Here is a 22,585-nt window from a genome sequence, read left to right on the forward strand (position 1 = left end):
ACCGCTCACTGGGGCATCTCGACATGCCCGCCAAAGCCATAGCGCATCGCCGACAACAGCTTGTCGCCGAACGTATGGTCCACCCGGCTGCGATAGCGCGCATACAGCGCGGCGCTCAGCACGTTGGCGGGCACCTTCTCCTCCATCGCCGCGTCGATCGTCCACTGACCCTCGCCCGAGTCCGCGACGCTGCCGCTGAACCCTTCGAGCGTGCCGTCCTTCGCCAGCGCGATCGCCGACAGGTCGAGCAGCCACGACGAGATCACGCTGCCGCGACGCCAGACTTCGGCGACGTCGGTCAGGTTGATATCGAAGCGCTCTTCCTCGACGACGTGCTCGCCGGACTTGCCCTTGAGGATGTCGAAGCCCTCGGCATAGGCCTGCATCAGGCCGTATTCGATGCCGTTATGGACCATCTTGACGAAGTGGCCAGCGCCCGAGGGGCCTGCGTGGATGTAGCCCTTCTCGGCGCGCGGATCGGCCTGGCCCTCGATGCGACCCGGCGTGCGGACGATCGTTCCCATGCCCGGCGCCAGCGTCTCGAAGATCGGATCGAGCAGATCGACCGTTTCCTTGTCGCCGCCGATCATCATGCAATAGCCGCGCTCGAGGCCCCAAACGCCGCCTGACGTGCCGACGTCGACATAGTGGATGCCCTTCTCGGCCAGTTCCTTCGCGCGGCGGACGTCGTCCTTGTAGAAGCTGTTGCCGCCGTCGATGATGATATCGCCGTCGTTGGCCTTCGCGGCGATCGCCTGGACGGTGCTCTCGGTTGGCTCGCCCGCGGGGACCATGACCCACCAGATCGCCGGGGTGTCGAGCTTCTCTCGCATGTCGTCGAGCGAGTCCGCGCCGATCGCGCCGTCGGCGGCGAGCTTCTTCACGGCTTCGGCATCGCGGTCGAACGCGACGACCTCGTGGCCGTTCTTCATCAACCGGCGCGCGATATTGCCGCCCATCCGGCCGAGGCCGATCAGTCCGATCTTCATGGTAAAATCCTTGTCTTCTCCCTCTCCCCTCCGGGGAGAGGGTCGGGGTGAGGGGCAGTTCCAGGCGGAGGCGCTCGCGGCGCCCCTCACCCCGGCCATCTCCCCAACGGGGAGAGGGAGCAGAAGTTTACGCCGTGGCGGGCTGCTTCTTGGCGATCGAGCCGAGCAGGTCGTCGAACGCCTTCACGAACGAGGCGACGCCCTCCTCGACCAGCTTGCCGGTCACGCCGTTGAGGTCGAGGCCCAAGCGCTCAGCTTCCGCCAGCGTGTGCTTGGCGCCCTCGACGTCCTGCGTGATCGTCTCCGCCGCAGTGCCGTGGTCGCGGAACGCGTCCATCGTCTTCGGCGGCATCGTGTTGACCGTGTCCTTGCCGATCAGCGTGTCGATGTAGAGCGTATCGGGATAGCTCGGATCCTTCACGCCGGTCGACGCCCACAGCAGCCGCTGCGGCTGCGCGCCCTTGGCGGCGAGCGCCTGCCAGCGATCCGACTTCAGGAAGTCGAGATACCATTGATACGCCATCTTCGCGTTGGCGATCGCAACCTTGCCGCGGACCGCCTTCAGCGCATCGGCCTCGGCATCGCCCTTCTCCAGACGCGCATCGATCTCCTTGTCGATCGACGAGTCGATCCGGCTGACGAAGAAGCTCGCGACGCTGGCGATCTTGTCGATCGGCTGCCCCTGCTTGACGCGCTCCTCGAGCCCCGCCGTGTACGCCTCGGCAACGCGAATATAGGCGTCGAGCGCGAACAGCAGCGTGACGTTGACGTTGATCCCGCTCGCGATCGTCGACGAGATCGCCGGACCGCCCGCGAGCGTCCCCGGAATCTTGATCATCAGGTTCGGCCGATCCACCATCTCCCACAGCTTCTTAGCCTCGGCGATCGTCGCGTCGGTATCGTCCGAGATGTACGGCGACACCTCCAGGCTGACATAGCCATCCTTCGCGTCGAGCTTGTCGTAAACCGGCTTCAACGTCTCCGCCGCCGCCTTGATATCCTGGATCGCGAGATGCTCGTAGCGATCGATCGTCGCTGCGCCGGCATGCTGCTTGTCGTATTCGGCCAGCGTCGAATCATAGGCGTCGCCATGCCCCATCGCCTTCTCGAAGATCGACGGGTTCGACGTGACGCCGGTCAGGCCGTCCTCGTCGACCAGCTTCTGGAGACCACCGGCCTCCAGGAACTTCCGGTCGACGAAATCGAGCCATACCGCCTGGCCGAAGCCTTCGAGATCGTTGAGCGCACCCATCACTTGGTCTCCATCACTTGGCGGGCGACCTTGACGACATTGTCGACGGTGAACCCGAACTTGTCCTGCAGCTTGGCGAGCGGTGCCGAAGCCCCGAAGGTCGACATCGTCACGGTCGCGCCGTCGAGCCCGACATAGCGGTCCCAACCGATCGCCCCGGCCATCTCGACCGCAACGCGCGCCCGCACTTCGCGTGGCAGCACGCTTTCCTTGTATGCGGCGTCCTGCAGTTCGTAGCGATACCAGCTCGGCATCGACACGACCCGGCTCTTCACGCCGTCCGCGGTCAGCTTCTCATGCGCCTCGACGACCAGCGACACTTCGCTGCCGGTCGCGATCAGGATCACGTCGGGCGTGCCGTCGCTGTCGGCCAGCACATAGCCACCCTTCTCGAGCCCGTCGGCACTTGCATACTTGGTCCGGTCGAGCGTCGGCAAAGCCTGGCGCGACATGATCAGCGCGGCCGGCGTGCTGGCGTCCTTGAGAACCGCCTTCCATGCCGCAACGACTTCGTTCGCGTCGCTCGGACGGATCGTGTCGAGACCGGGGATCGCACGCAGCGTGGCGAGATGCTCGATCGGCTGGTGCGTCGGGCCGTCCTCGCCGACACCGATCGAGTCGTGCGTGAACACCCAGATCGCGCCGACCTCCATGATCGCGGACAGGCGCACCGGCGCGCGCATGTAATCGGCGAACACCAGGAAGGTCGAACCGTACGAACGCAGATGCGACAGCGCCATGCCGTTGACGATCGCGCCCATGCCGTGTTCGCGGATGCCGAAATGGAAGTTCCGGCCGGCGTAGTTCTCCGCCTCGAACGAGGGCTGGCCCTTGATGTCAGTCTTGGTCGATGGCGCGAGATCGGCCGAACCACCGATCAGCCACGGCACCTTGGCCGCGATCGCGTTGAGCACCTTGCCGCCCGAGTCACGGCTGGCGACGCCCTTGGCATCCGCCTCGAAGGTCGGGATGTCGGCATCCCAGCCCTCGGGCAGCTCGTCCTTGAGCAGCAGGTCGAGCTCGGCGGACAGCTCGGGATAGGCACCGCGATACTTGTCGGTCAGCGCGACCCACTCGTCACGCAGCTTGGCGCCACGCTCGGCGATCGCACCGTTGAAATGCTCGATCACGCCGTCGGGCACGTAGAACGACTTGTCCTCGGGCCAGCCATACGCCTGCTTGGTGAGGCGGATATTCTCCTCGCCGAGCGGCTCGCCGTGCGCCTTCTCGCTGCCCGCCTTGGGGCTGCCGTAACCGATCACCGAATGCACGACGATGAAGGTCGGCTTGTCGGTGGTCGCCTTGAACGTCTCGATCGCGCGGCTCAGCGCAGCGGTGTCGTTCGCGTCGTCGATGTGGATGACGTTCCAGCCATAGGCGTCGAAGCGCAGGCCGACGTCCTCGTCGAACGCGAGATCGGTCGCGCCCTCGATCGAGATGTGGTTGCTGTCGTAGATCCAGCACAGGTTGCTGAGCTTGAGGTGGCCGGCGAGGCTCGCGGCCTCGGCCGAGACGCCCTCCATCATGTCGCCGTCGCCGCAGATCGTGTAGACGTCATGGTCGAACAGCGTGAAGCCATCCTTGTTGTAGCGCGCCGCGAGCCAGCGCTCGGCGATCGCCATGCCGACCGAATTGCCGCAACCCTGGCCGAGCGGACCCGTCGTGGTCTCGACGCCGGTGGTATGGCGATATTCGGGGTGACCCGGGGTCTTCGACGACAGCTGGCGGAACTGTTCGATGTCGGCGAGGCTGACGGCCTCCTTGCCGGTCTTGTTACCGTCCGCGTCGATCTCTTCGATCTTGGCGAGGTGGATCAGCGAATAGAGCAGCATCGACGCATGGCCGACCGACAGCACGAAGCGGTCGCGGTTGGGCCAGTCGGCGTGCTTGGGATCGTAGCGCAGGAACTTCGACCAGAGCGTGTAGCCGACCGGCGCCAGCGCCATCGGCGTGCCGGGATGGCCCGAATTGGCCTTCTGCACCGCGTCCATAGACAGCGTGCGGATAGTATCGATCGCGAGGCGTTCGGGCGAACCATCCTCGTGCAGCTTGGGGTCCGCCTTGGTGGGGGCGGTTGCGGTATCGGTCATGGAAGAAGCCTCGCTCTAGACGGTGACCGAACGCCGCGCATCCGATCTGGTTGCCAACATAGGATGCCTTTAGTCGGATGCACCTGTCCGTTCCAGTCGCGTAACGACGCCGTTCGTTGCAATATACGCGGCATCGACCTCGTCGAGGAACAGCCCGTGGCCGAGAATGCCCGGGATTGCGGAGAGGGTGGCGGCGGTTGCGTGGGGATCTTCGAGCGTGGCGAAGTGGCAATCGATGACGAGATTGCCTTGGTCCGTCCGGTAGTTGTCGCGGATCGTTGGGGCGGCACCCATGTCGGTCAGCACGCGCATCACATAGGTTATCGCGAAGGGCAGCACCTCGACGGGCTGCTTCGCCGCGCCGATGCGGTCGACCCGCTTGGAGCCGTCCGCGATCACGACCATCCGTGCCGAGCTTGCGGCGACGATCTTCTCCCGCAACATCGCCCCGCCTGCGCCCTTGATGGCGAAGCAGCGCGAGTCGATCTCGTCCGCGCCGTCGATCGTGAGATCGACCTGGGCGATGTCGGCGAAGTCGAGCACGTCGATTCCGACGTCGCGCGCGAGTTTGCCGGAGGCTTCGGAGGTGACGACCGCGCGGATGGTGAGTCCCTCGGCGACTCGATCGCCAAGTGCTTTAATCGCAAACGCCGCAGTCGAACCGGTACCGAGCCCGACGAGCATCCCGTCCCGAACTTCGGCTACGGCCGCAACAGCGGCGGCCTTCTTGTCATCGTCGATCAAAGCCATCAGCCCACCCCCTCCGTCATGCCGGGCACGTTCCGGCATCCACCGCTCAACGCCCTCGCGACAATTTGGTTTGGAGGACTCCCACACAAAGCACCACCCCGGCGGAGGCCGGGGCCCAGTTGGAAAGGTCGCAGTAACGACGGACCGCGCTCCGTTAGCAACGTCCCCCAACTGGGCCCCGGCCTCCGCCGGGGTGGTGCGATGTTCATCCTGGGTGATGCATGGGATTGCAGGAGCGCACTCCTCCTTGTTCTCCATCGAAGCGCAACGAACGCGAAAAACACCCCCACACAATCAAACAGGTTACTCTTTCTTCCCTATTTCTCGCCCCCGCTTTTCAACTGACATACTTCTGGTACATCCTCGTGGTTTAGCCCGACCAACACATGATCGCGGATTACCAAACTTGATAGCCACACGAATTTCTGCGCGGCGGTGCGCCATTCTGCTGGTGCCGGCACTGGCGCTCGCGGCCTGCTCCGGCGGGGACGACAAGGCCCAGGGCAAGGCAGGCCGCGGTGGCCAGCCCGGCCAGGGCACGCCGACCGTCGGCTATGTCGTCGTCCAGCCGACCAGCGTCGCGATGACCACCGAACTCAGCGGCCGCACCACCGCGTTCGAAAGCTCGGACGTCCGTCCGCAGGTCACCGGCATCATCCGCCGGCGGTTCTTCACCGAGGGTACGCTCGTCAAGAAGGGCCAGCCGCTCTACGAAATCGACCCCCGCCTCTATCGCGCGGCCGCCAACGAGGCGCAGGCCAACCTCCAGAGCGCGCGCGCCAACCAGCAGGCGCAAAACATTCTCGCCCAGCGCTACAAGCCGCTCGCCGAGATGGAGGCGATCAGCAAGCAGGACTATACCAACGCGGTCGCCACCTCGCGCCAGGCCACCGCCTCGGTCGCGCAGACGCGCGCCGCGCTCGAGACCGCGCAGATCAACCTCAAGTTCACGACCGTCCCCGCACCGATTACCGGGCGCATCGGCCGTTCGCTGTTCACCGTCGGCGCGCTCGTCTCCGCCACGCAGACCGATCCGCTGGCGCAGATTCAGCGGCTCGACCCGATGTTCGTCGACATCCAGCAATCCTCGGGCGACCTGCTCGCGCTGCGCCGCTCGCTCGGCCAGAACGGCATCGTCGCGACCCGCGCCGAAGTCCGCCTGACGCTCGAGGACGGCAGCGAATATGGCGCTACGGGCACCGTCGAGTTCGCCGAAGCGCTGGTCAACACCGAGACCGGCACCGTGACGCTGCGCGCACGCTTCCCCAATCCGCAAGGGCTGCTGTTGCCCGGCATGTTCGTCCAGGCGAAGTTCGCACAGGCGATCAACCAGCGTGCGTTCCTCGTGCCGCAGGCGGGCGTGTCGCGCGACGCGAAGGGCAATGCCACGGTCTACGTCGTCGATGCGAACAACAAGGCGGTGCAGAAGAAGATCAAGGCGGACCGGACGCAGGGCGCGTTCTGGGTGGTTACCAGCGGGCTCAACCCCGGCGACCGGATCATCACGCAGGGCCTGTCGAAGATCGCGCCGAACCAGGGCGTGAAGCCGGTGCCGGAAAACACCGCGCAAAAGATCGAAGCGCCCAAGGGTGACTCCTCGGGTGGCGACTCCAGCCAGAAAAAGGCCGGCTAAGCCCTTATGTTGTCCCGTGTCTTCATCGATCGCCCGATCTTCGCCTGGGTGCTCGCGATCATCGTGATGCTTGGCGGCATCGGCGCGATCATGAGCCTGCCGATCGCGCAGTACCCCGACGTCGCACCGCCTCAGGTGACCGTCCGCGCGACCTTCCCGGGTGCCAACGCGCAGACCATCCAGAACAGCGTCACGCAGGTCGTCGAGCAATCGCTGACCGGCATCGACGGGCTGATCTATTTCAGCTCGTCCTCGTCGTCGCGCGGCTCGGTGACGATCACCGTGACGTTCGAGAAGGGCACCGATCCCGACATCGCGCAGGTCCAGGTCCAGAACCAGGTCCAGCAGACGCTGTCCCGCCTCCCCACGCAGGTCCAGCAGCAGGGCCTCGTGGTGCGCAAGTCGAACCCGGACAACCTCCTGATCGTCGGCGTCTATGACGAGACCGACAAGCTGACCAACCAGGACGTCTCGGACTATCTCGTCTCGAACCTGCAGGACCCGCTCGGCCGTATTCCCGGCATCGGCGACAGCAACGTGTTCGGCGCGCAATACGCGATGCGGATCTGGCTGAACCCGAACAAGCTCGCCAGCTACCAGCTGATCCCGAGCGACGTGACCACCGCGATCCAGGCGCAAAACACCGAAGTCGCCGCCGGCGAACTCGGCGGCCAGCCCCAGCCCGATACGCAGATGCTCAACGCGACCGTCACCGCACAGTCGCGTCTCCAGACGCCCGAGCAGTTCGCCAACATCATCCTGAAGACCACCAACGACAGCGCGGTGGTCAAGCTGCGCGATGTCGCCCGGATCGAGCTGGGCGCGGAGAACTACAACGCGCGCAGTCGCGTCAACGCGCATCCCGGCGCCGGTATCGCGGTGCTGCTCGCGCCGGGCGCCGACGCGCTCAAGACCGCCGAACTGGTCAAGGCGTTCGTCGCCAAGTCCGCCAAGAGCTTCCCGCCAGGCCTCAAATTCGCCTACGCCAACGACACCACCGACTTCATCAAGCTGTCGATCGACGAGGTCGTCAAGACGCTGATCGAGGCGGTCATCCTCGTCGTCATCGTCATGTTCGTGTTCCTGCAAAGCTGGCGCGCGACGCTGATCCCGACGATCGCGGTCCCGGTCGTGCTGCTCGGCACGTTCGGCGTGTTCTATCTCGCGGGCTTCTCGATCAACACGTTGACGCTGTTCGGGCTCGTGCTCGCGATCGGCCTGCTGGTCGACGATGCGATCGTCGTGGTCGAGAACGTCGAGCGCCTGATGGAGGAAAATCCCGAGATGACGCCTCGGGAGGCGACGATCGAATCGATGAACGAGATCACCGTCGCGCTGGTCGCGATCGCGCTGGTGCTGTCGGCGGTGTTCCTGCCGATGGCGTTCTTCGGCGGATCGACCGGCGTGATCTATCGCCAGTTCTCGCTGACGATGGTGTCGGCGATGGTGCTGTCGGTGCTCGTCGCGCTGATCCTCTCCCCCGCCCTCACCGCGACGCTGCTCAAGCAGAAGAAGAAGGACGCCGACGGCAACACCGAGAAGAGCTGGGGCGAACGCAAATTCCCCAAGGTCGCGCACTTTTTCACGCGCGCTGGCGACAAGTTCAACAGCGGGTTCGAGAAGGGCACGCAGAAATACACCGGTGCCGTGCAATCGGTGATCGACCGCAAGTGGCTGTTCCTGCTGATCTACGCGGTGATCGTCGCGGTGCTGGCGGTGCTGTTCCTGCGGCTGCCGACGGGCTTCCTGCCGACCGAGGATCAGGGCTCGGGCATCGTCCAGTTCCAGCTTCCCGCGGGCGCCACGCAAGGCCGCACCTTCGCGCTGCAGAAGCAGATCGAGCAATATTACTTCACCAACGAGAAGGCCAACGTCCGCACGATGTTCACCGTCAGCGGTGGCGGCGGCGGCGGCGCGAGTGGCCAGAACACCGGGCAAGGCTTCATAGCGTTCGCACCGTGGGACGATCGCAAGGGCAAGGAAAACACCGCGGAGGCGATCACCGGTCGCGCGTCGAAGGCGTTCGCCGGCTTCCGCGATGCGCAGGTCTATTCGCTGGTGCCACCGGCGGTCCGTGGTCTCGGTTCGTCGAACGGCTTCACGATGGAATTGCAGAACGCCGGCGGGCTCAGCCAGGTCGAGTTCAACGCCGCGCGCGACAAGCTGCTCGCGCTCGCTCGCGCCGACTCGTCGCTGACCGCGATCCGCCTGACCGAACTGCCCGACGTCGCCACGTTGCGCGTCGATGCCGACCAGCAGAAGCTGTCCACGCTCGGCCTCACCCAGGCGAACGTGAACTCGACGCTGTCGACCGCCTGGGGTGGCCAGTACGTCAACGACTTCATCGACCGCGGCCGCGTCAAGCGCGTCTATGTTCAAGGCGACGCGCAGTTCCGCGCGCAGCCGTCCGACCTCAGCCAGTGGTTCGTGCGCGGATCGAATGGCCAGATGGCGCCGTTCTCGTCGTTCGCGAAGACGAGCTGGGGCCAGGCGCCGACGACGCTGTCGCGCTTCAACGGCATCGCCTCGTACGAGATCCAGGGGTCGGGCGCGCCCGGCGTCAGCTCGGGCGACGCGATGAACCGGATCGCCGAGCTTGCTGGTCAGATCCCCGGCACGTCGGTCGCATGGTCGGGCCTGTCGTATCAGGAACGCCTGTCCTCGGGTCAGGCGCCGATCCTCTACGGGCTGTCGCTGCTGGTCGTGTTCCTGTGCCTCGCCGCGCTATACGAGAGCTGGTCGATCCCGATCGCGGTGCTGCTCGTGATCCCGCTCGGGCTAGTCGGCGCGATCCTCGCGGTGACGCTGCGCGGGCTGATCAACGACGTCTATCTCCAGATCGGCCTGCTCACGACGATGGGGCTGGCCGCAAAGAACGCGATCCTGATGATCGAGTTCGCCGAGCAGGAGGAGAAGAAGGGCAAGCGCGTCATCGAGGCGGCATTGTCCGCGGCGAAGATCCGGTTGCGCCCGATCCTGATGACGTCGTTCGCGTTCATCCTCGGCGTGTTGCCGCTCGCGCTCTCGACCGGTGCCGGTGCGAACAGCCGCATCGCGATCGGGACGGCAGTGGTCGGTGGCATGCTGACCGCGACGATCCTCGCGATCTTCTACATTCCGCTGTTCTTCGTCCTCGTCCGCCGCGGTGCACGTGACGGCATCGCCAAGTTGCGCGGCAAGCCGACCGGCTTCCAGGGCCATGACGACCATGACGGCGATCATAACGAACCGCTCGGACCACCCGAACCACAGGGCCCTCACCGGCCGGAGCCCGCATGATGCGCTCGCTAGTCCTGATCCTCGCCGCCTCGACCGCGCTGGCCGGTTGCTCGCTCGCGCCCAAATACGCGCGGACCGAACTCCCGGTGCCACCGTCGCTTCCGGTCGGCGACGCGTATCTGCGGCAATCCGAGGCAGCGCTGCCCGCGATCACCTACCGCGACGTCTTCAAGGACCCACGCCTCCAGCAGATCATCGTCCAGGCGCTCGCCAACAACCGCGATCTCCGCGTCGCCGCCGCCAACATCGCGTCGACCCGCGCGCAGTACCGCATCCAGCGCGCCGACCTGTTGCCGCAGGTCGATGCCAGCGGCCGCTACACCTATTCGGGCGGTGGCAACGGCACGCGCAACACCGTCACGAGCGGCACGGGTAGTGGGACAGGCACCGGTACCGGCGGAACGGGTACTGGGACCGGCGGCACGGGCACGGGCACTGGCGGAACCGGAACGGGTACCGGTTCGACTGGATCGGTGGTCAGTTCCTCCAGCTCGAACAGTTCCTTCTCGGTCGACCTCGGCACGACCGCGTTCGAGCTCGACCTGTTCGGCCGCATCCGTTCGCTCACCAGCGCCGCGCTCGATCGTTATTTCGCGACCGAAGCCGCCGCGCGCGCCACCCGCCTGACGCTGGTCGGCGACATCGCCGACGCGTGGCTCACCTACGCGTCCGACCAGAGCCTGCTCAAGATCGCGCGGGACACCGTCACGAGTTCGCAGCGTAGCGTCACGCTGACCAACGCGCGGCTGCGCGGCGGCGTCGCGCCGCGCACCGATCTGCGCCAGGCGCAGCAGATTTTGTTCACCGCGCAGTCCGACCTCGCGCAGCAACGCACCGCGCTCGCGCAGGACGTCAACGCGCTGCAACTGCTCGTCGGTGCCCCCGTCGATGCCAGCCTGTTGCCCGCCTCGATCGAACAGGCGCTGCCGACCGTCGCCGCGCTGCCCGCGGGCCTCGACAGCAGCATTCTCCTGCGCCGCCCCGACGTCGTCGAATCCGAATACGAACTCCGCGCCACCAACGCAGAGATCGGTGCGGCGCGCGCGGAACTGTTCCCGAAGATCTCGCTGACCGGCATCCTCGGGTTCGCCAGCACGTCGCTCACCTCGCTGTTCAGCGGCGGCGCGTTCAACTATTCGGTCGCGCCCTCGGTCAGCTACCCGATCTTCCGTGCGGGTGCCGGGATCGCCGGGGTCGCCTATTCGAAGGCACAACGCGACGCCGCGCTCGCCACCTACGAAAAGACGATCCAGACCGCGTTCCAGGAGACCGCGGACACGCTGGCGCGCCAAGGCACGATCGCCGACCAGCTGAAGGCAAACCAGAACTTCTCGGAGGCGGCGCTGGACACGTATCGCCTTTCGGATGCCCGCTATCGCGGCGGGATCGACACCTTCCTCAACTCGCTCGACGCGCAACGCTCGCTCTACACCGCGCAGCGCAACCTCGTCGCGACCCAACTCGTAGGCGCCAGCAACCGCGTGACGCTCTACCGCGTGCTCGGCGGAGATTCGACGCTGGAAGCGACGGCAGGCGGACCACAACCGGTGACGATGAGCGGCGCGCCGAGGGCGGAGACGAACTGAGGCCGCCCAACCCGTCATCCCAGCGAAAGCTGGGATCTCCCGGTCAGGCGGGCGCCGCAACCCAAGCGGGATACCCCAGCTTTCGCTGGGGTGACGGACAAGAGTAGGTCGGCGCCGCAACTTCAAACACGCCGGTACCCGTCCACGACATCCGCTACCCGTCCACAACATCCGTCATCCCAGCGGAAGCTGGGATCTCCCTCTCAGGCGGGTGTCGCGACACAAGCGGGATACCCCAGCTTTCGCTGGGGTGACGTTGGAGGACAGGCGTCGATTCAACGCCGAGGAACACTTGCTCCATTGTTCTCCCGCGAGGGCGGGAGCCCAGTCTGGGTGCCCGCCTTCGCGGGGAAACATGGTTTGAACGTGCCGCTTGCTTGGTGTCGCTGAAACACCACCCCGGCGAAGGCCGGGGCCCAATTGGCACGGTCGTCGTAACGACACGCCGCCCGCACTTATTAACCGCTCCCAATTGGGCCCCGGCCTGCGCCGGGGTGGTGCCTCAGACGGGCCCGTGCTCGGTATTGCCAGTCAGCGCCCCATAGTCCCTCGCCCGCTTCTGCGCCTCGACCCGCACCTCCAGCCACTGCGCCAATTCCGCCTTCGCATCGGCCAGCGCCCGGTGCGCCACCACCCGCCCATTCCGCCGCTGCGACACCTCGCCGACCACCTCCCGCGCGAGAGCCTCGCGCGCCGCCGCCGGCTCGACATCCGCGAGGCACGCCCGCGCCGCCTCCAGTTGCACCTCATCGCTATCGCGCAACCGCAGCACGCGACGCGGCTGGCCACCAGCCCGCAACAGCGTGCTCAGCCATTTCCCATCCCAGGACGGCGCGCTCGCGAGTAGATCGTGGCCGGCCAGCACCTCCACCATCCGCGTCGCAACCGCCCGGTGGTCCTCGCCCTCCTCCTCCAAAACCCGCCGCTCGATCCCATGGATCGCCTGCGCCGCCGGGTCCCAGTCGGTCCACTCGGGCGCAGGCTTGATCAGATGGCTCTCAGACGTACCGTCCTCGAACACCCACGCCACCTCGATCGGGTAGCTCTTCTTCCCCAGCGACGACGCTTCGAAATCGAGGAAGGCGAGCATCGCCTCAGCCGGTCGGGCTGGCGGCGTGGACGAGCTTGGGCTCCTTGATCGGCGACAGCGTCTGCTCCTGATCCGCCGAGATCCGGCGCGAGCGCACGAACGGCGGCAGCGTCACCGGCCCACGTGTCTTCAGCGCCTCCAGCACGCCCTCGATCACGCGCAGATCGGCAAGCCCCTCCTCGGCATCGGGCTCTGGATCGCGGTCTTCAAGGATGCAGTCGGAGAAATAGCGCATCTCGCCGCCGAACTGATCGGTCGGCTTGAAGCTCTCGTGGCTCTTCTTCTCGCCGATCGTCACGCGCTGCTCCATGGCGTCGCCGAAGCCGTACGCCGGGTCCATATGGATGCTGCCCTCGGTGCCCGAAATCGTCAGGCTGTCGACGTTGTTCGCCGCATAGGAGACCGTGAACTGCGCGAGCCGATCACCGGGAAAGCGCAACGTCACCGCGAACGTGTCGTCGAGATCGCCCAGCCCCAGTTCGGGATGCCGCGTGGCGACCGCCGAGACCACTTCAGTCGGCTCCGCCCCGAACAGATAGCGCGTCGCGTTGATAGGGTACGGCGCCATGTCGAACAGCGGCCCGGCGGTGATGCCGTTCTTGACGCGGTGGTTGGCCGGATCGACCTTCTGCGTGAAGCACGAGGTGAACGCGATCAGCTCACCCAGCTCGCCGCTGCGAATCCGCCGGATCGCATCGAGCGTCGACGGCTCGAAATGCAACCGGTACGCGGTCATCAGCTTGGCCGACGAGGCGCGCTCGGCATCGCGGATCGCCTCGGCCTTCTCGACCGAAATCTCGAGCGGCTTCTCCGACAGCACATGGATGCCGGCCTTCAGCGCGGGGATCGCGAACTCGGCATGGCGCCAGTTCGGCGTCCCGATATAAATCGCATCGATCAGCCCCGAGGCTAGAAGCTCGTCGAACTGGTCATAGCGATAGGTCGCCTCGACGCCGTATTTCTTGCCCAGTTCGCGCGCCTTGACCGGATCGTCGGTGACCAGCGCGGTGATCTCCGAATTGCCGGTATGCGCGACGCCGGGCATCATCGACGCCTGCGAGATGTCGCCGAGCCCGACGATCGCATAACGGACCTTCTTCTTGCCCAGCCCGAGGGCGGACGTGATCGTGGAAACTGCGCTCATGGGGAATGCCTCGGTGGATAAGGGGTTACGCGCTCAACGCGACAGCGGGCATAGCTATCCCGGATTATTCGACGGACGACATTACGTCCCTGCTGGGCTGGTCCCACCGCAGCATATCGAACGCCTTGTTTCCGTGCGAAAAACCCTGTGGCGATTTACGCGAAAGAAACCACTTCGGGTAGAGTACCGCGTCACGCGAGTGTTCGGGCTTCGCGCGCCATATCTGGCATTTTGCCCCGCCAAGGTGACGAAGACCGCGATGTACGCCCCGCTTCCCTCCGCCGATCGCCGTGCGCAAGACCGGCCACCCCATCTCGCAATGCGCGGGCTGTTCGGGCTGGCCGCGGATATCGGCGATCAGGTGACCGACCTGTTCGTGCTGAAGCTCGCGCAGGTCGCCGCAGTCTGGCCATTTGCCCTGGCGATCCAGATCGTCACCTGCGGTCTGCTGATCTGCCTTGCCGCCGTCGGCGATGCCGCCGACCACGCATCGGTTGGCGCGATCATCGTGCATGGCGGCATTCTGACGCTAGCGTCGCTGCTGGTTTTCGTGACGGTCCGCGCGCCCGATACGGAGGCACTGGCGCCGCACCGACGCAACTGGATCGTCACCGTATGTGCGGCGATCATGGGAGCCGCGCTCACGTCATTGCTGTGGTCAGTCACGTCGACGCCGGACGGGCCGGTCCAGTTTGGCAGCGTGATCGCGGTCGCCGGGACGATCGGCATCACCGCGGTCAGCCTTTACCCGATTCGCGCAGCGATTCTCGGCGTCGGCTTCGGCCTCGTGTTCACGCTCGCGATCCTCGCCGGCTTCGCCATTGCCGTCCCGATCGCGCTCCTGTTCTTCGGGTGCCTGATCGCGGCGACGGTCAGCCTCGCGCGGATCGATCACGCGCTCGAACTCGATCGCGCGACCACCTCCAACGAAGGCCGCGTCGCGGTCAAGATGATCGCCGAGTTCGAGGGCCATGGCGCCGGCTGGTTCTGGGAGGCGGATCGTCAGGGCCGCGTGACCTATCTGTCCGCCAAGGTCGCGCGCGACCTGGTTCCGTCGGGCGACGCGGTCGGCCAGATGCTCACCGATCTGTTCCGGATGGACAGCGACGCGCCCGGCACCGAACGCACGCTCGCCTTCCACATCTCGTCGAGAACCTCGTTCGCCGACTATTCGGTGTGCGCCGCGGCGCAGGATTGCGAGCGATGGTGGTCGATCTCGGGTCGGCCGATGGTCGACGATCTCGGTCGATTCCAGGGTTTCATCGGCTCGGGCAGCGATCTCACAGAAAAGCGCAAGTCGGAGGCGGAGATCACGCGGCTGGCGTTGTTCGACGGGCTGACCGGGCTCGCCAACCGCCAGCGGATGCGCGTCTCGCTCGACAAGACGCTCGCGCAGAATACCGGCCCCTACCGCGCGACGTCGCTGTTCCTGATGGATCTCGATCGGTTCAAGGCGGTCAACGACACGCTTGGCCACCAGGCGGGCGACACGTTGCTCCAGCAGGTCGCGCAACGGCTGCAACGCGGGGTCGGCCACGCTGGGCTGGTCGGGCGACTTGGCGGCGACGAGTTCAAGGTCGTGCTGCCGGGGATCGACAACCGCGATACGCTCGCGGTGCTCGCGCGCGACCTGATCGCGTCGTTGTCGCAGCCTTATTTCATCAGCGGGACCGCGGTCACGATCGGCTGCTCGATCGGCATCGCGATTGCGCCCAACGATGGCGATGACTCCGAAACGCTGGTTCGCAACGCCGATCTTGCGCTCTACGCCGCCAAGGGCGACGGGCGCGGCGTCCACCGGTTCTTCTCGGACGAGATGCTCGCAGGCGCACGGACGCGCAAACTGCTCGAGGACGATCTGCGGGTCGCCCTCGGGGAAGGCGCGTTCCATCTGTGCTACCAACCCGTCGTCAGCACCAAATCGGTGCGGATCGTCGGCTATGAAGCGCTGATCCGCTGGAACCACCCGACCCGGGGGCTCGTCTCTCCCGCCGACTTCATCCCCGTGGCCGAGGAATGCGGGCTGATCGAGGCGATCGGCGAATGGGTCCTGCGTACCGCGTGTTTGGAGGCGGCGCGCTGGCCCGACAGCATTCGCGTCGCGGTCAACGTCTCGCCGATCCAGTTCGCCAACCCGGTCCTCCCCGCACTCGTGACCAGCGCGCTCGCCCAGTCGGGGATCGCGCCGGGCCGGCTCGAGCTCGAGATCACCGAGGGCGTGTTCCTCGACGAGACGCGTTCGTCCGAACAGATGTTCAAGGCGCTGAAAGGCGTCGGCGTCCGGCTCGCGCTCGACGATTTCGGCACCGGCTATTCGTCGCTCGGCTATTTGCGCAACGCACCGTTCGACAAGATCAAGATCGACCAGTCGTTCGTGAAGGGCGCCGCCGAACCCGGCAACCGCAACGCCGCGATCATCAAGGCGATCGTCACGCTCGCCGACACGCTCGGCATGGAGACCACTGCCGAGGGGGTGGAGGTGCAGGACGAGATCGACCTGTTGCGCGATCTCGGGTGCAGCCACATCCAGGGCTATGTATATGGCCGTCCGGTCCGTGCCGAAGAGGCATTGCTGCAACTCGGCGGCGAGAATGGTGCAGCGACCGCAAGCGGCTTCAAGGTCAGCCGCGCGCCACGAACCAAGATGCTGCGCTCGGCGCGCATTCTGATCGGCGGGGTACGCGGCGACGTCCGCATCCGCGACATATCGACGTCGGGCGCGATGCTCGACGGGGTAAGGATCGACGGCAATCCCGACGGTGTCGAGATGCAGATCGAACTGATCGAGGACCAACTCACCCCCGCCCGCGTCCGCTGGGCGCGCGACGGCAAGGCCGGGATCGAATTCCACGAGGCGTTCAACCTGGAACGGCTGAACCAGGGACAGGCCTCGCGCATTCGGCGCGCAGGGTGAAGTAGGGTGAAGTAGGGTAAGCCGCGCGAAGGCGGGGCCCCAACTGGAAAGGTCGTCGTGACAGAGGACGGGGTTCGCCACCCCCCGTGCCCAAATCGGGTCCCGACCTTTACCGGGATGGGGGCCAAAGCGTCGACGACGCGCTCACCGCCAGCATGCGCAAAGGCCTCGAACTCGCCCATTCCGGGGAACCAACCCCCGCCCCCACCGTCTCTCCACCATGGTACATCGCGCGCCCATCAAAGCCCTGGCCTTCGACGTTTTCGGCACCGTCGTCGATTGGCGTTCGGGCATCGCCCGCGAGGCAGCACCCTTCCTCGCGCGCTTGAACCGCGGCGATATCGACCCGCACCGCTTCGCCGATGGCTGGCGCAAACGCTATCAGCCGGCGCTGGAGGAAGTGCGCAGCGGTCGCCGTCCGTTCGTGATCCTCGACACGCTTCACCGCGAGGCACTGGAGGATCTGCTCCGTCATCACGCCATCGATCCCGCCACGCTCGACGAAGCCGCGCTCGTCGACCTCACGCACGCGTGGCACCGGCTCGATCCATGGCCCGATTCCGTCGAAGGGCTGACACGGCTCAAGGCCGCTTTCCCGATCGTCACGCTGAGCAACGGCAACATCGCGCTCATGCTGGAAATGGCCCGCCGCGCCGGTCTTCCCTGGGACGCGATCCTCGGCGCCGAAGTCAGTCGCATCTACAAGCCGCTCCCCGAATCCTACCTCGCCACCGCGCATTTTCTCGGCATCGCCCCCGGCGAACTTTGCCTCGTCGCCGCGCACCACAGCGACCTCGCTGCGGCGCGCGCCGCCGGCCTGCAGACCGCCTATGTCGACCGCCCTCAGGAATATGGCGGCCGCTCCGCACCTGATGCGGATGCCGCGCAGGATTGGGACTATAGCGTCGACAGCCTGACGCGATTGGCCGACGAACTGTGCCGATGACCCGCCGACCTGCCTGTGAACCGGTAGAAACGTGCGACGCGTCGCCGTATCGAACGCACCCCGGAGTAAAATTCGGCCTGGCGTGCGACCCGGCAGGAATTTGAGATGACCCTACAGACGGCCGAGGCCGATTTCCTGACCGGCGGCGGCGAGATGGCCGCGATGATCCGCGCACACGACTGGTCGACGTCTCCGCTGGGGCCCATCGAGCACTGGCCGCAGTCGCTACGGTCGATCGTATCGCTGATGCTTGCCTCGGAATTCGCGATGTGCGTCGCCTGGGGACCCGAACTCGGCTTCCTCTACAACGATCATTACGCGCGGATCCTCTACGACAAGCACCCCGCCGCGCTCGGCGGTCGGCTCGATGTCATATGGTCGGAACTCTGGTCGGACATCGGCCCGCTCGTCGACCGCGCTCTCGGCGGCAAGGCGTCGTTCTTCGAAAACCTGCCGCTGGTCACCAATCGCAAGGGCTATGACGAGCAGACCTGGTTCACCTTCTCCTATTCGCCGGTGCGCGACGAAAGCGGTGCGGTCGCCGGCATGTTCTGCTCAACCTACGAAAGCACCGAGCGAGTCCAGACCGAACGCGCACTACGCGACGAGCGCGAGCGAATGAGCCAGATGTTCGCGCAGGCGCCGACCTTCATGGCGATGTTGCGCGGAGCCGATCACCAGTTCGAACTGACCAATCCCGGCTATGACAAGCTGATCGGCCACCGCCCCGTGCTCGGTCGTACCGTCGCCGAGGCGCTCCCCGACGCGGTTGAACAGGGGTTTCTGGGCCTGCTCGACGGTGTGTTTACGACGGGCGAACCCTTCACCGCGTCGGGCATGCTGTATGCGGTCCAGGCCGAACCCGGCGGTCCGATCGACGATCGCTATGTCGATTTCGTCTATCAGCCGATCCGCGATGCGCGTGGCGCGGTCGTCGGCATCTTCGTCGAGGGGGCGGACGTCACCGATCGCAAGATGCTCGAACGCGATCTGCAATCACTCAATGCCGACCTCGAACAGCGCGTCCGCGATCGCACGCAGGAACTCGTCGAGGCACAGGAAGCCCTCCGCCAGGCACAGAAGATGGAGGCGGTCGGCCAACTCACCGGCGGTATCGCGCACGACTTCAACAATTTGTTGCAAGGCATCACCGGCAGCCTGGAGATCGTCCAGCGCCGCGTCGCGCAAGGCCGCGTGAGCGAACTGGACCGCTTCATCACCGGCGCCACCGCCGCCGCCAACCGCGCGGCCTCGCTCACCCACCGCCTGCTCGCCTTCTCGCGCCGCCAGCCGCTCGATCCGCGCCCGGTCAAGGTCAATCCGCTGATCGCCTCGCTGGAGGACCTGCTCCGCCGGACCATCGGCGAGCAGGTCGAGCTCAAGATGGTGCTCGCCGCCGGCCTATGGACGACGCTGTGCGATCCCAACCAGCTCGAGAATTCGCTGCTCAACCTGGTCATCAACGCGCGCGATGCGATGCCGCATGGTGGCAAGCTGACGATCGAAACGGCCAACGCGCTGCTCGATGACCATTTTATCGCCAGTCAGCGCGACGTCCGCCCGGGTAGCTATGTTTGCATCTGCGTCTCGGACACAGGCACTGGCATGTCTGCGGACACTATTGCTAAGGCGTTCGAGCCGTTCTTCACCACCAAGCCGATCGGCCAGGGCACCGGGCTCGGCCTGTCGATGATCTACGGCTTCGCGCGCCAGTCGGAAGGCTATGCGAGGATCTACAGCGAGGTCGGCCAGGGCACGACGATCAAGCTGTATCTTCCCCGCCATTACGGCGACGCGGAGCAGGACGAGGCGCTCCCCGGCCTGACGCAGGATCACGCCACCGACGCGGGTGAGGTCGTGCTGGTGGTCGAGGACGATACGGTCGTCCGGTCGCTGATCGTCGAGGTGCTCGGCGAGCTCGGCTATGAGGCGGTCGAGGCGCATGACGGCCCGACCGGTCTCGAACGGTTGCGGACGATGGACCGGATCGACCTGCTCGTCACCGATATCGGCCTGCCGGGGTTGAACGGTCGCCAGGTCGCCGACGCTGGCCGGGCGATGCGCCCGGGGCTGCGCGTGCTGTTCATGACCGGCTATGCGGAAAACGCCGCGCTCGCGGCGGGCTTCCTGGAACCGGGCATGTCGATGATCACCAAGCCGTTCGCAATGGAGGCCTTGGCCACGCAGATTCGGACGATCATCGAGGGCTGAGCCAGCCCCCCATCCAATGCCACCACCCCGGCGAAGGCCGGGGCCCAAATGGAAAGGTCGCAGTAACGACGCGCACCGCTCCGTTGGCGACGTCCCCCAATTGGACCCCGGCCTCCGCCGGGGTGGTGTGGTGGTGGTGTGGGCGGGATCCCGAACAATTCCCGTTCCCCCGCGAAGGCGGGGGTCCAGGAATCACGCAGGACGACGCTCGCGGCTCCTGGGCCCCCGCCTCCGCGGGGGAACTAGAAACGGCGGAAGTCACTCAACGCCCCCCCCCGCCCTGCGTTACAACCAAAGCAACATTTGCCACTTTGACCCCTGAAATAATTTTTCGTTCCCGCCCCGTTCCCTTGCACATCGCGAACCCCGCAGAACTCCACGCGTCGCGAATCCTCGGCTCGCTCAACCCGCACACGAACACGACGAACCGAGCCCTCAACCACCCCCGCACCCCCTTGCGTCTCTTCGCGCTTTGGCACAATCTCTTGGGGTTGCGTTCGGGGGCGGACCCAATCGCTGGTAGAACAACCCTTGCATAGTCCTATGCGATATGACCGTAAGCGCGCCTTCCACCGCCGCGATGGTCACTTTTTGTTCTCCCGTTTGAGCCCGTCCGATGGTAGCATGGCAACAGGCGACCGATTCGAACGAATACAGAACACTAGGAGCGGTTTCGATGGATTTCAGAGACAGCAGCCGGGATAGCGACATGACCACAGACACGATCGAACACACCACTGCCACGCCTGCCGCCGAGGCACCCAAGGCGCCGCGCCAGGCGCAGGACAGCCACTCCGTGCGCGCGCAGATCTACCCGGTCGAGGTCGATCACAGCCGCGATGCGCTGCTGACCGAGTTCGGCAAGGACACGCTCAAGGATCGCTACCTGCTCCCGGGCGAGAGCTATCAGGACCTGTTCGTCCGCGTTGCGTCGGCCTATGCCGACGACGCCGGTCACGCACAGCGCCTGTACGACGCGATCTCGAAGCTCTGGTTCATGCCCGCCACCCCCGTTCTGTCGAACGGCGGCACCGGTCGCGGCCTGCCGATCTCGTGCTACCTCAACTCGGTCCCCGACAGCCTCGGCGGCATCGTCGACACCTGGAACGAGAATGTCTGGCTCGCCTCGCGCGGCGGCGGCATCGGCACCTATTGGGGCAATGTCCGCGGCATCGGCGAGCCGGTCGGCCTCAACGGCAAGACCAGCGGCATCATCCCGTTCGTCCGCGTCATGGATTCGCTGACGCTCGCGATCTCGCAGGGCTCGCTGCGCCGTGGCTCGGCCGCCGTGTACCTCGACGTCTCGCACCCCGAGATCGAGGAATTCCTCGAAATCCGCAAACCCTCGGGCGATTTCAACCGCAAGGCGCTGAACCTCCACCACGGCGTGCTGATCACCGACGACTTCATGGAAGCCGTCCGCAACGGCGACGAATGGCATCTCCGTTCGCCCAAGGACCAGGCGATCCGCGCCACCGTCGACGCGCGCTCGCTGTTCCAGAAGCTCGTCGAGACCCGCCTCCAGACCGGCGAGCCGTACATCGTCTTCGCGGATCACGTGAACAAGGCGATGCCGAAGCATCACCGCGAGCTCGGCCTCAAGGTCTCGACCTCGAACCTGTGCTCCGAGATCACGCTGCCGACCGGCAAGGATCACCTCGGCAACGAGCGTACCGCGGTCTGCTGCCTGTCGTCGCTGAACCTCGAGACATGGGATCAGTGGAAGGACGAGAAGGGCCTGATCGAAGACGTCATGCGCTTCCTCGACAACGTCCTGCAGGACTACATCGACCGCCACGAACCCGGCATGGAGCGCGCCGCCTATTCCGCGGGCCGCGAGCGCTCGGTCGGGCTCGGCGTGATGGGCTTCCACTCGTTCCTCCAGGCGCGCGGCATCCCGTTCGAGGGCGCGATGGCGAAGTCGTGGAACCTGCGCATGTTCAAGCACATCAGTGCCCAAGCCAACGAAGCCTCGATGCAGCTCGCGATCGAGCGCGGCCCCTGCCCCGATGCCGCCGACGTCGGCGCGATGGAGCGGTTCAGCTGCAAGATGGCGATCGCGCCGACCGCGTCGATCTCGATCATCTGCGGCGGCACGTCGGCGTGCATCGAGCCGATCCCCGCGAACATCTACACGCACAAGACGCTATCGGGCAGCTTCTCGATCAAGAACCCGTATCTCGAAAAGCTGCTCAGCGAGAAGTCGAAGAACAGCGACGCGGTCTGGAACTCGATCCTCGAGCAGGGTGGTTCGGTCCAGCACCTCGACTTCCTCTCGACCGAGGAAAAGGACTGCTACAAGACGAGCTTCGAGATCGACCAGCGCTGGCTGCTAGAGCTGGCGGCGGATCGCACGCCGTACATCGATCAGGCACAGTCGCTGAACCTGTTCATCCCCGCGGACGTCGAGAAATGGGACCTGCTCATGCTCCACTTCCGCGCGTGGGAGCTCGGCATCAAGTCGCTCTATTACCTCCGTTCGAAGTCGGTCCAGCGCGCGGGCTTCGCCGGCGGCGTCGAGGCGGACAACACCATCGACCTGCGCCAGATCGACGTCGAGTCGAAGGATTACGATGAGTGCCTTGCCTGCCAGTAAGGCCTCTCGGCGCTCAAGCGTGACCCCGGCCCGTGAACCACGGACCGGGGGACGCCTGACGCAAGAAACCCCGGCCCGCGCGAAGCGGACCGGGGTTCGGGCAGG

Annotated in this window: 13 protein-coding genes; 7 read left to right on the forward strand and 6 right to left on the reverse strand. The window is 65.8% G+C overall.

Annotated features, from left to right (window positions below):
* Window positions 1-5: 5 nt before the first annotated feature.
* From gnd to rpiA, 4 genes are all read right to left on the reverse strand, one after another.
* Window positions 6-989, reverse strand: a complete 984-nt coding sequence (gene gnd, locus C8J46_RS06235) for a phosphogluconate dehydrogenase (NAD(+)-dependent, decarboxylating) (RefSeq protein WP_132736318.1) — start codon at window positions 987-989, stop codon at window positions 6-8.
* Between the two features lie 127 nt (window positions 990-1,116).
* The gene (gene tal / locus C8J46_RS06240) at window positions 1,117-2,241 is read right to left on the reverse strand and encodes a transaldolase (protein ID WP_132736321.1); all 1,125 of its coding nucleotides are present in this window, start codon (window positions 2,239-2,241) and stop codon (window positions 1,117-1,119) included.
* Window positions 2,241-4,331, reverse strand: coding sequence for a transketolase (tkt, locus tag C8J46_RS06245; protein ID WP_132736324.1), 2,091 nt, complete (start codon window positions 4,329-4,331; stop codon window positions 2,241-2,243). The genes tal and tkt overlap by 1 nt, the downstream gene beginning before the upstream one ends.
* Before the next feature lie 69 nt (window positions 4,332-4,400).
* Window positions 4,401-5,081, reverse strand: a complete 681-nt coding sequence (gene rpiA / locus C8J46_RS06250; protein WP_132736327.1) for a ribose-5-phosphate isomerase RpiA — start codon at window positions 5,079-5,081, stop codon at window positions 4,401-4,403.
* A 406-nt stretch (window positions 5,082-5,487) separates the two neighbouring features.
* On the opposite strand from rpiA, the gene C8J46_RS06255 reads away from it, so the two are divergent.
* The 3 genes from C8J46_RS06255 to C8J46_RS06265 are packed head-to-tail and all read left to right on the forward strand — an operon-like array spanning window position 5,488 to window position 11,579.
* Window positions 5,488-6,714, forward strand: coding sequence for an efflux RND transporter periplasmic adaptor subunit (locus C8J46_RS06255; protein WP_243643241.1), 1,227 nt, complete (start codon window positions 5,488-5,490; stop codon window positions 6,712-6,714).
* 6 nt (window positions 6,715-6,720) lie between these two features.
* Window positions 6,721-9,993 carry an efflux RND transporter permease subunit gene (locus C8J46_RS06260; protein ID WP_132736330.1) on the forward strand — a complete coding sequence of 1,091 codons (3,273 nt, stop codon included), beginning with the start codon at window positions 6,721-6,723 and terminating at the stop codon, window positions 9,991-9,993.
* Window positions 9,990-11,579 (forward strand): efflux transporter outer membrane subunit, encoded by a 1,590-nt coding sequence (locus C8J46_RS06265; RefSeq protein WP_132736333.1) that lies wholly within the window; start codon window positions 9,990-9,992, stop codon window positions 11,577-11,579. The genes C8J46_RS06260 and C8J46_RS06265 overlap by 4 nt, the downstream gene beginning before the upstream one ends.
* 502 nt (window positions 11,580-12,081) lie before the next feature.
* On the opposite strand, the gene C8J46_RS06270 is transcribed toward C8J46_RS06265, so the two are convergent.
* Together C8J46_RS06270 and C8J46_RS06275 are read right to left on the reverse strand one after the other, a co-directional pair.
* The gene (locus C8J46_RS06270; protein WP_132736336.1) at window positions 12,082-12,669 is read right to left on the reverse strand and encodes a transcriptional regulator; all 588 of its coding nucleotides are present in this window, start codon (window positions 12,667-12,669) and stop codon (window positions 12,082-12,084) included.
* 4 nt (window positions 12,670-12,673) lie between these two features.
* On the reverse strand, window positions 12,674-13,813 hold the full coding sequence (locus tag C8J46_RS06275) for a Gfo/Idh/MocA family oxidoreductase (RefSeq protein WP_132736339.1): 1,140 nt from the start codon (window positions 13,811-13,813) through the stop codon (window positions 12,674-12,676).
* A gap of 244 nt (window positions 13,814-14,057) precedes the next feature.
* Between C8J46_RS06275 and C8J46_RS06280 the strand changes: the two genes are divergently transcribed.
* From C8J46_RS06280 to C8J46_RS06295, 4 genes are all read left to right on the forward strand, one after another.
* A complete protein-coding gene (locus C8J46_RS06280) occupies window positions 14,058-16,727 on the forward strand; it encodes an EAL domain-containing protein (RefSeq protein WP_243643242.1) in 2,670 nt (889 codons plus the stop codon).
* Window positions 16,728-16,947: 220 nt separating this feature from the next.
* A complete protein-coding gene (locus tag C8J46_RS06285; RefSeq protein ID WP_132736342.1) occupies window positions 16,948-17,673 on the forward strand; it encodes a haloacid dehalogenase type II in 726 nt (241 codons plus the stop codon).
* 105 nt (window positions 17,674-17,778) lie between these two features.
* A complete protein-coding gene (locus tag C8J46_RS06290) occupies window positions 17,779-19,884 on the forward strand; it encodes an ATP-binding protein (RefSeq protein WP_207894117.1) in 2,106 nt (701 codons plus the stop codon).
* Between the two features lie 676 nt (window positions 19,885-20,560).
* Complete coding sequence (locus tag C8J46_RS06295) at window positions 20,561-22,480, forward strand: ribonucleoside-diphosphate reductase subunit alpha (protein ID WP_132736345.1); 1,920 nt, start codon at window positions 20,561-20,563, stop codon at window positions 22,478-22,480.
* The last annotated feature ends 105 nt before the right edge of the window (window positions 22,481-22,585 follow it).

The sequence above is a fragment of the Sphingomonas sp. PP-F2F-A104-K0414 genome (assembly GCF_004340945.1).
Classification (GTDB): domain Bacteria; phylum Pseudomonadota; class Alphaproteobacteria; order Sphingomonadales; family Sphingomonadaceae; genus Sphingomonas.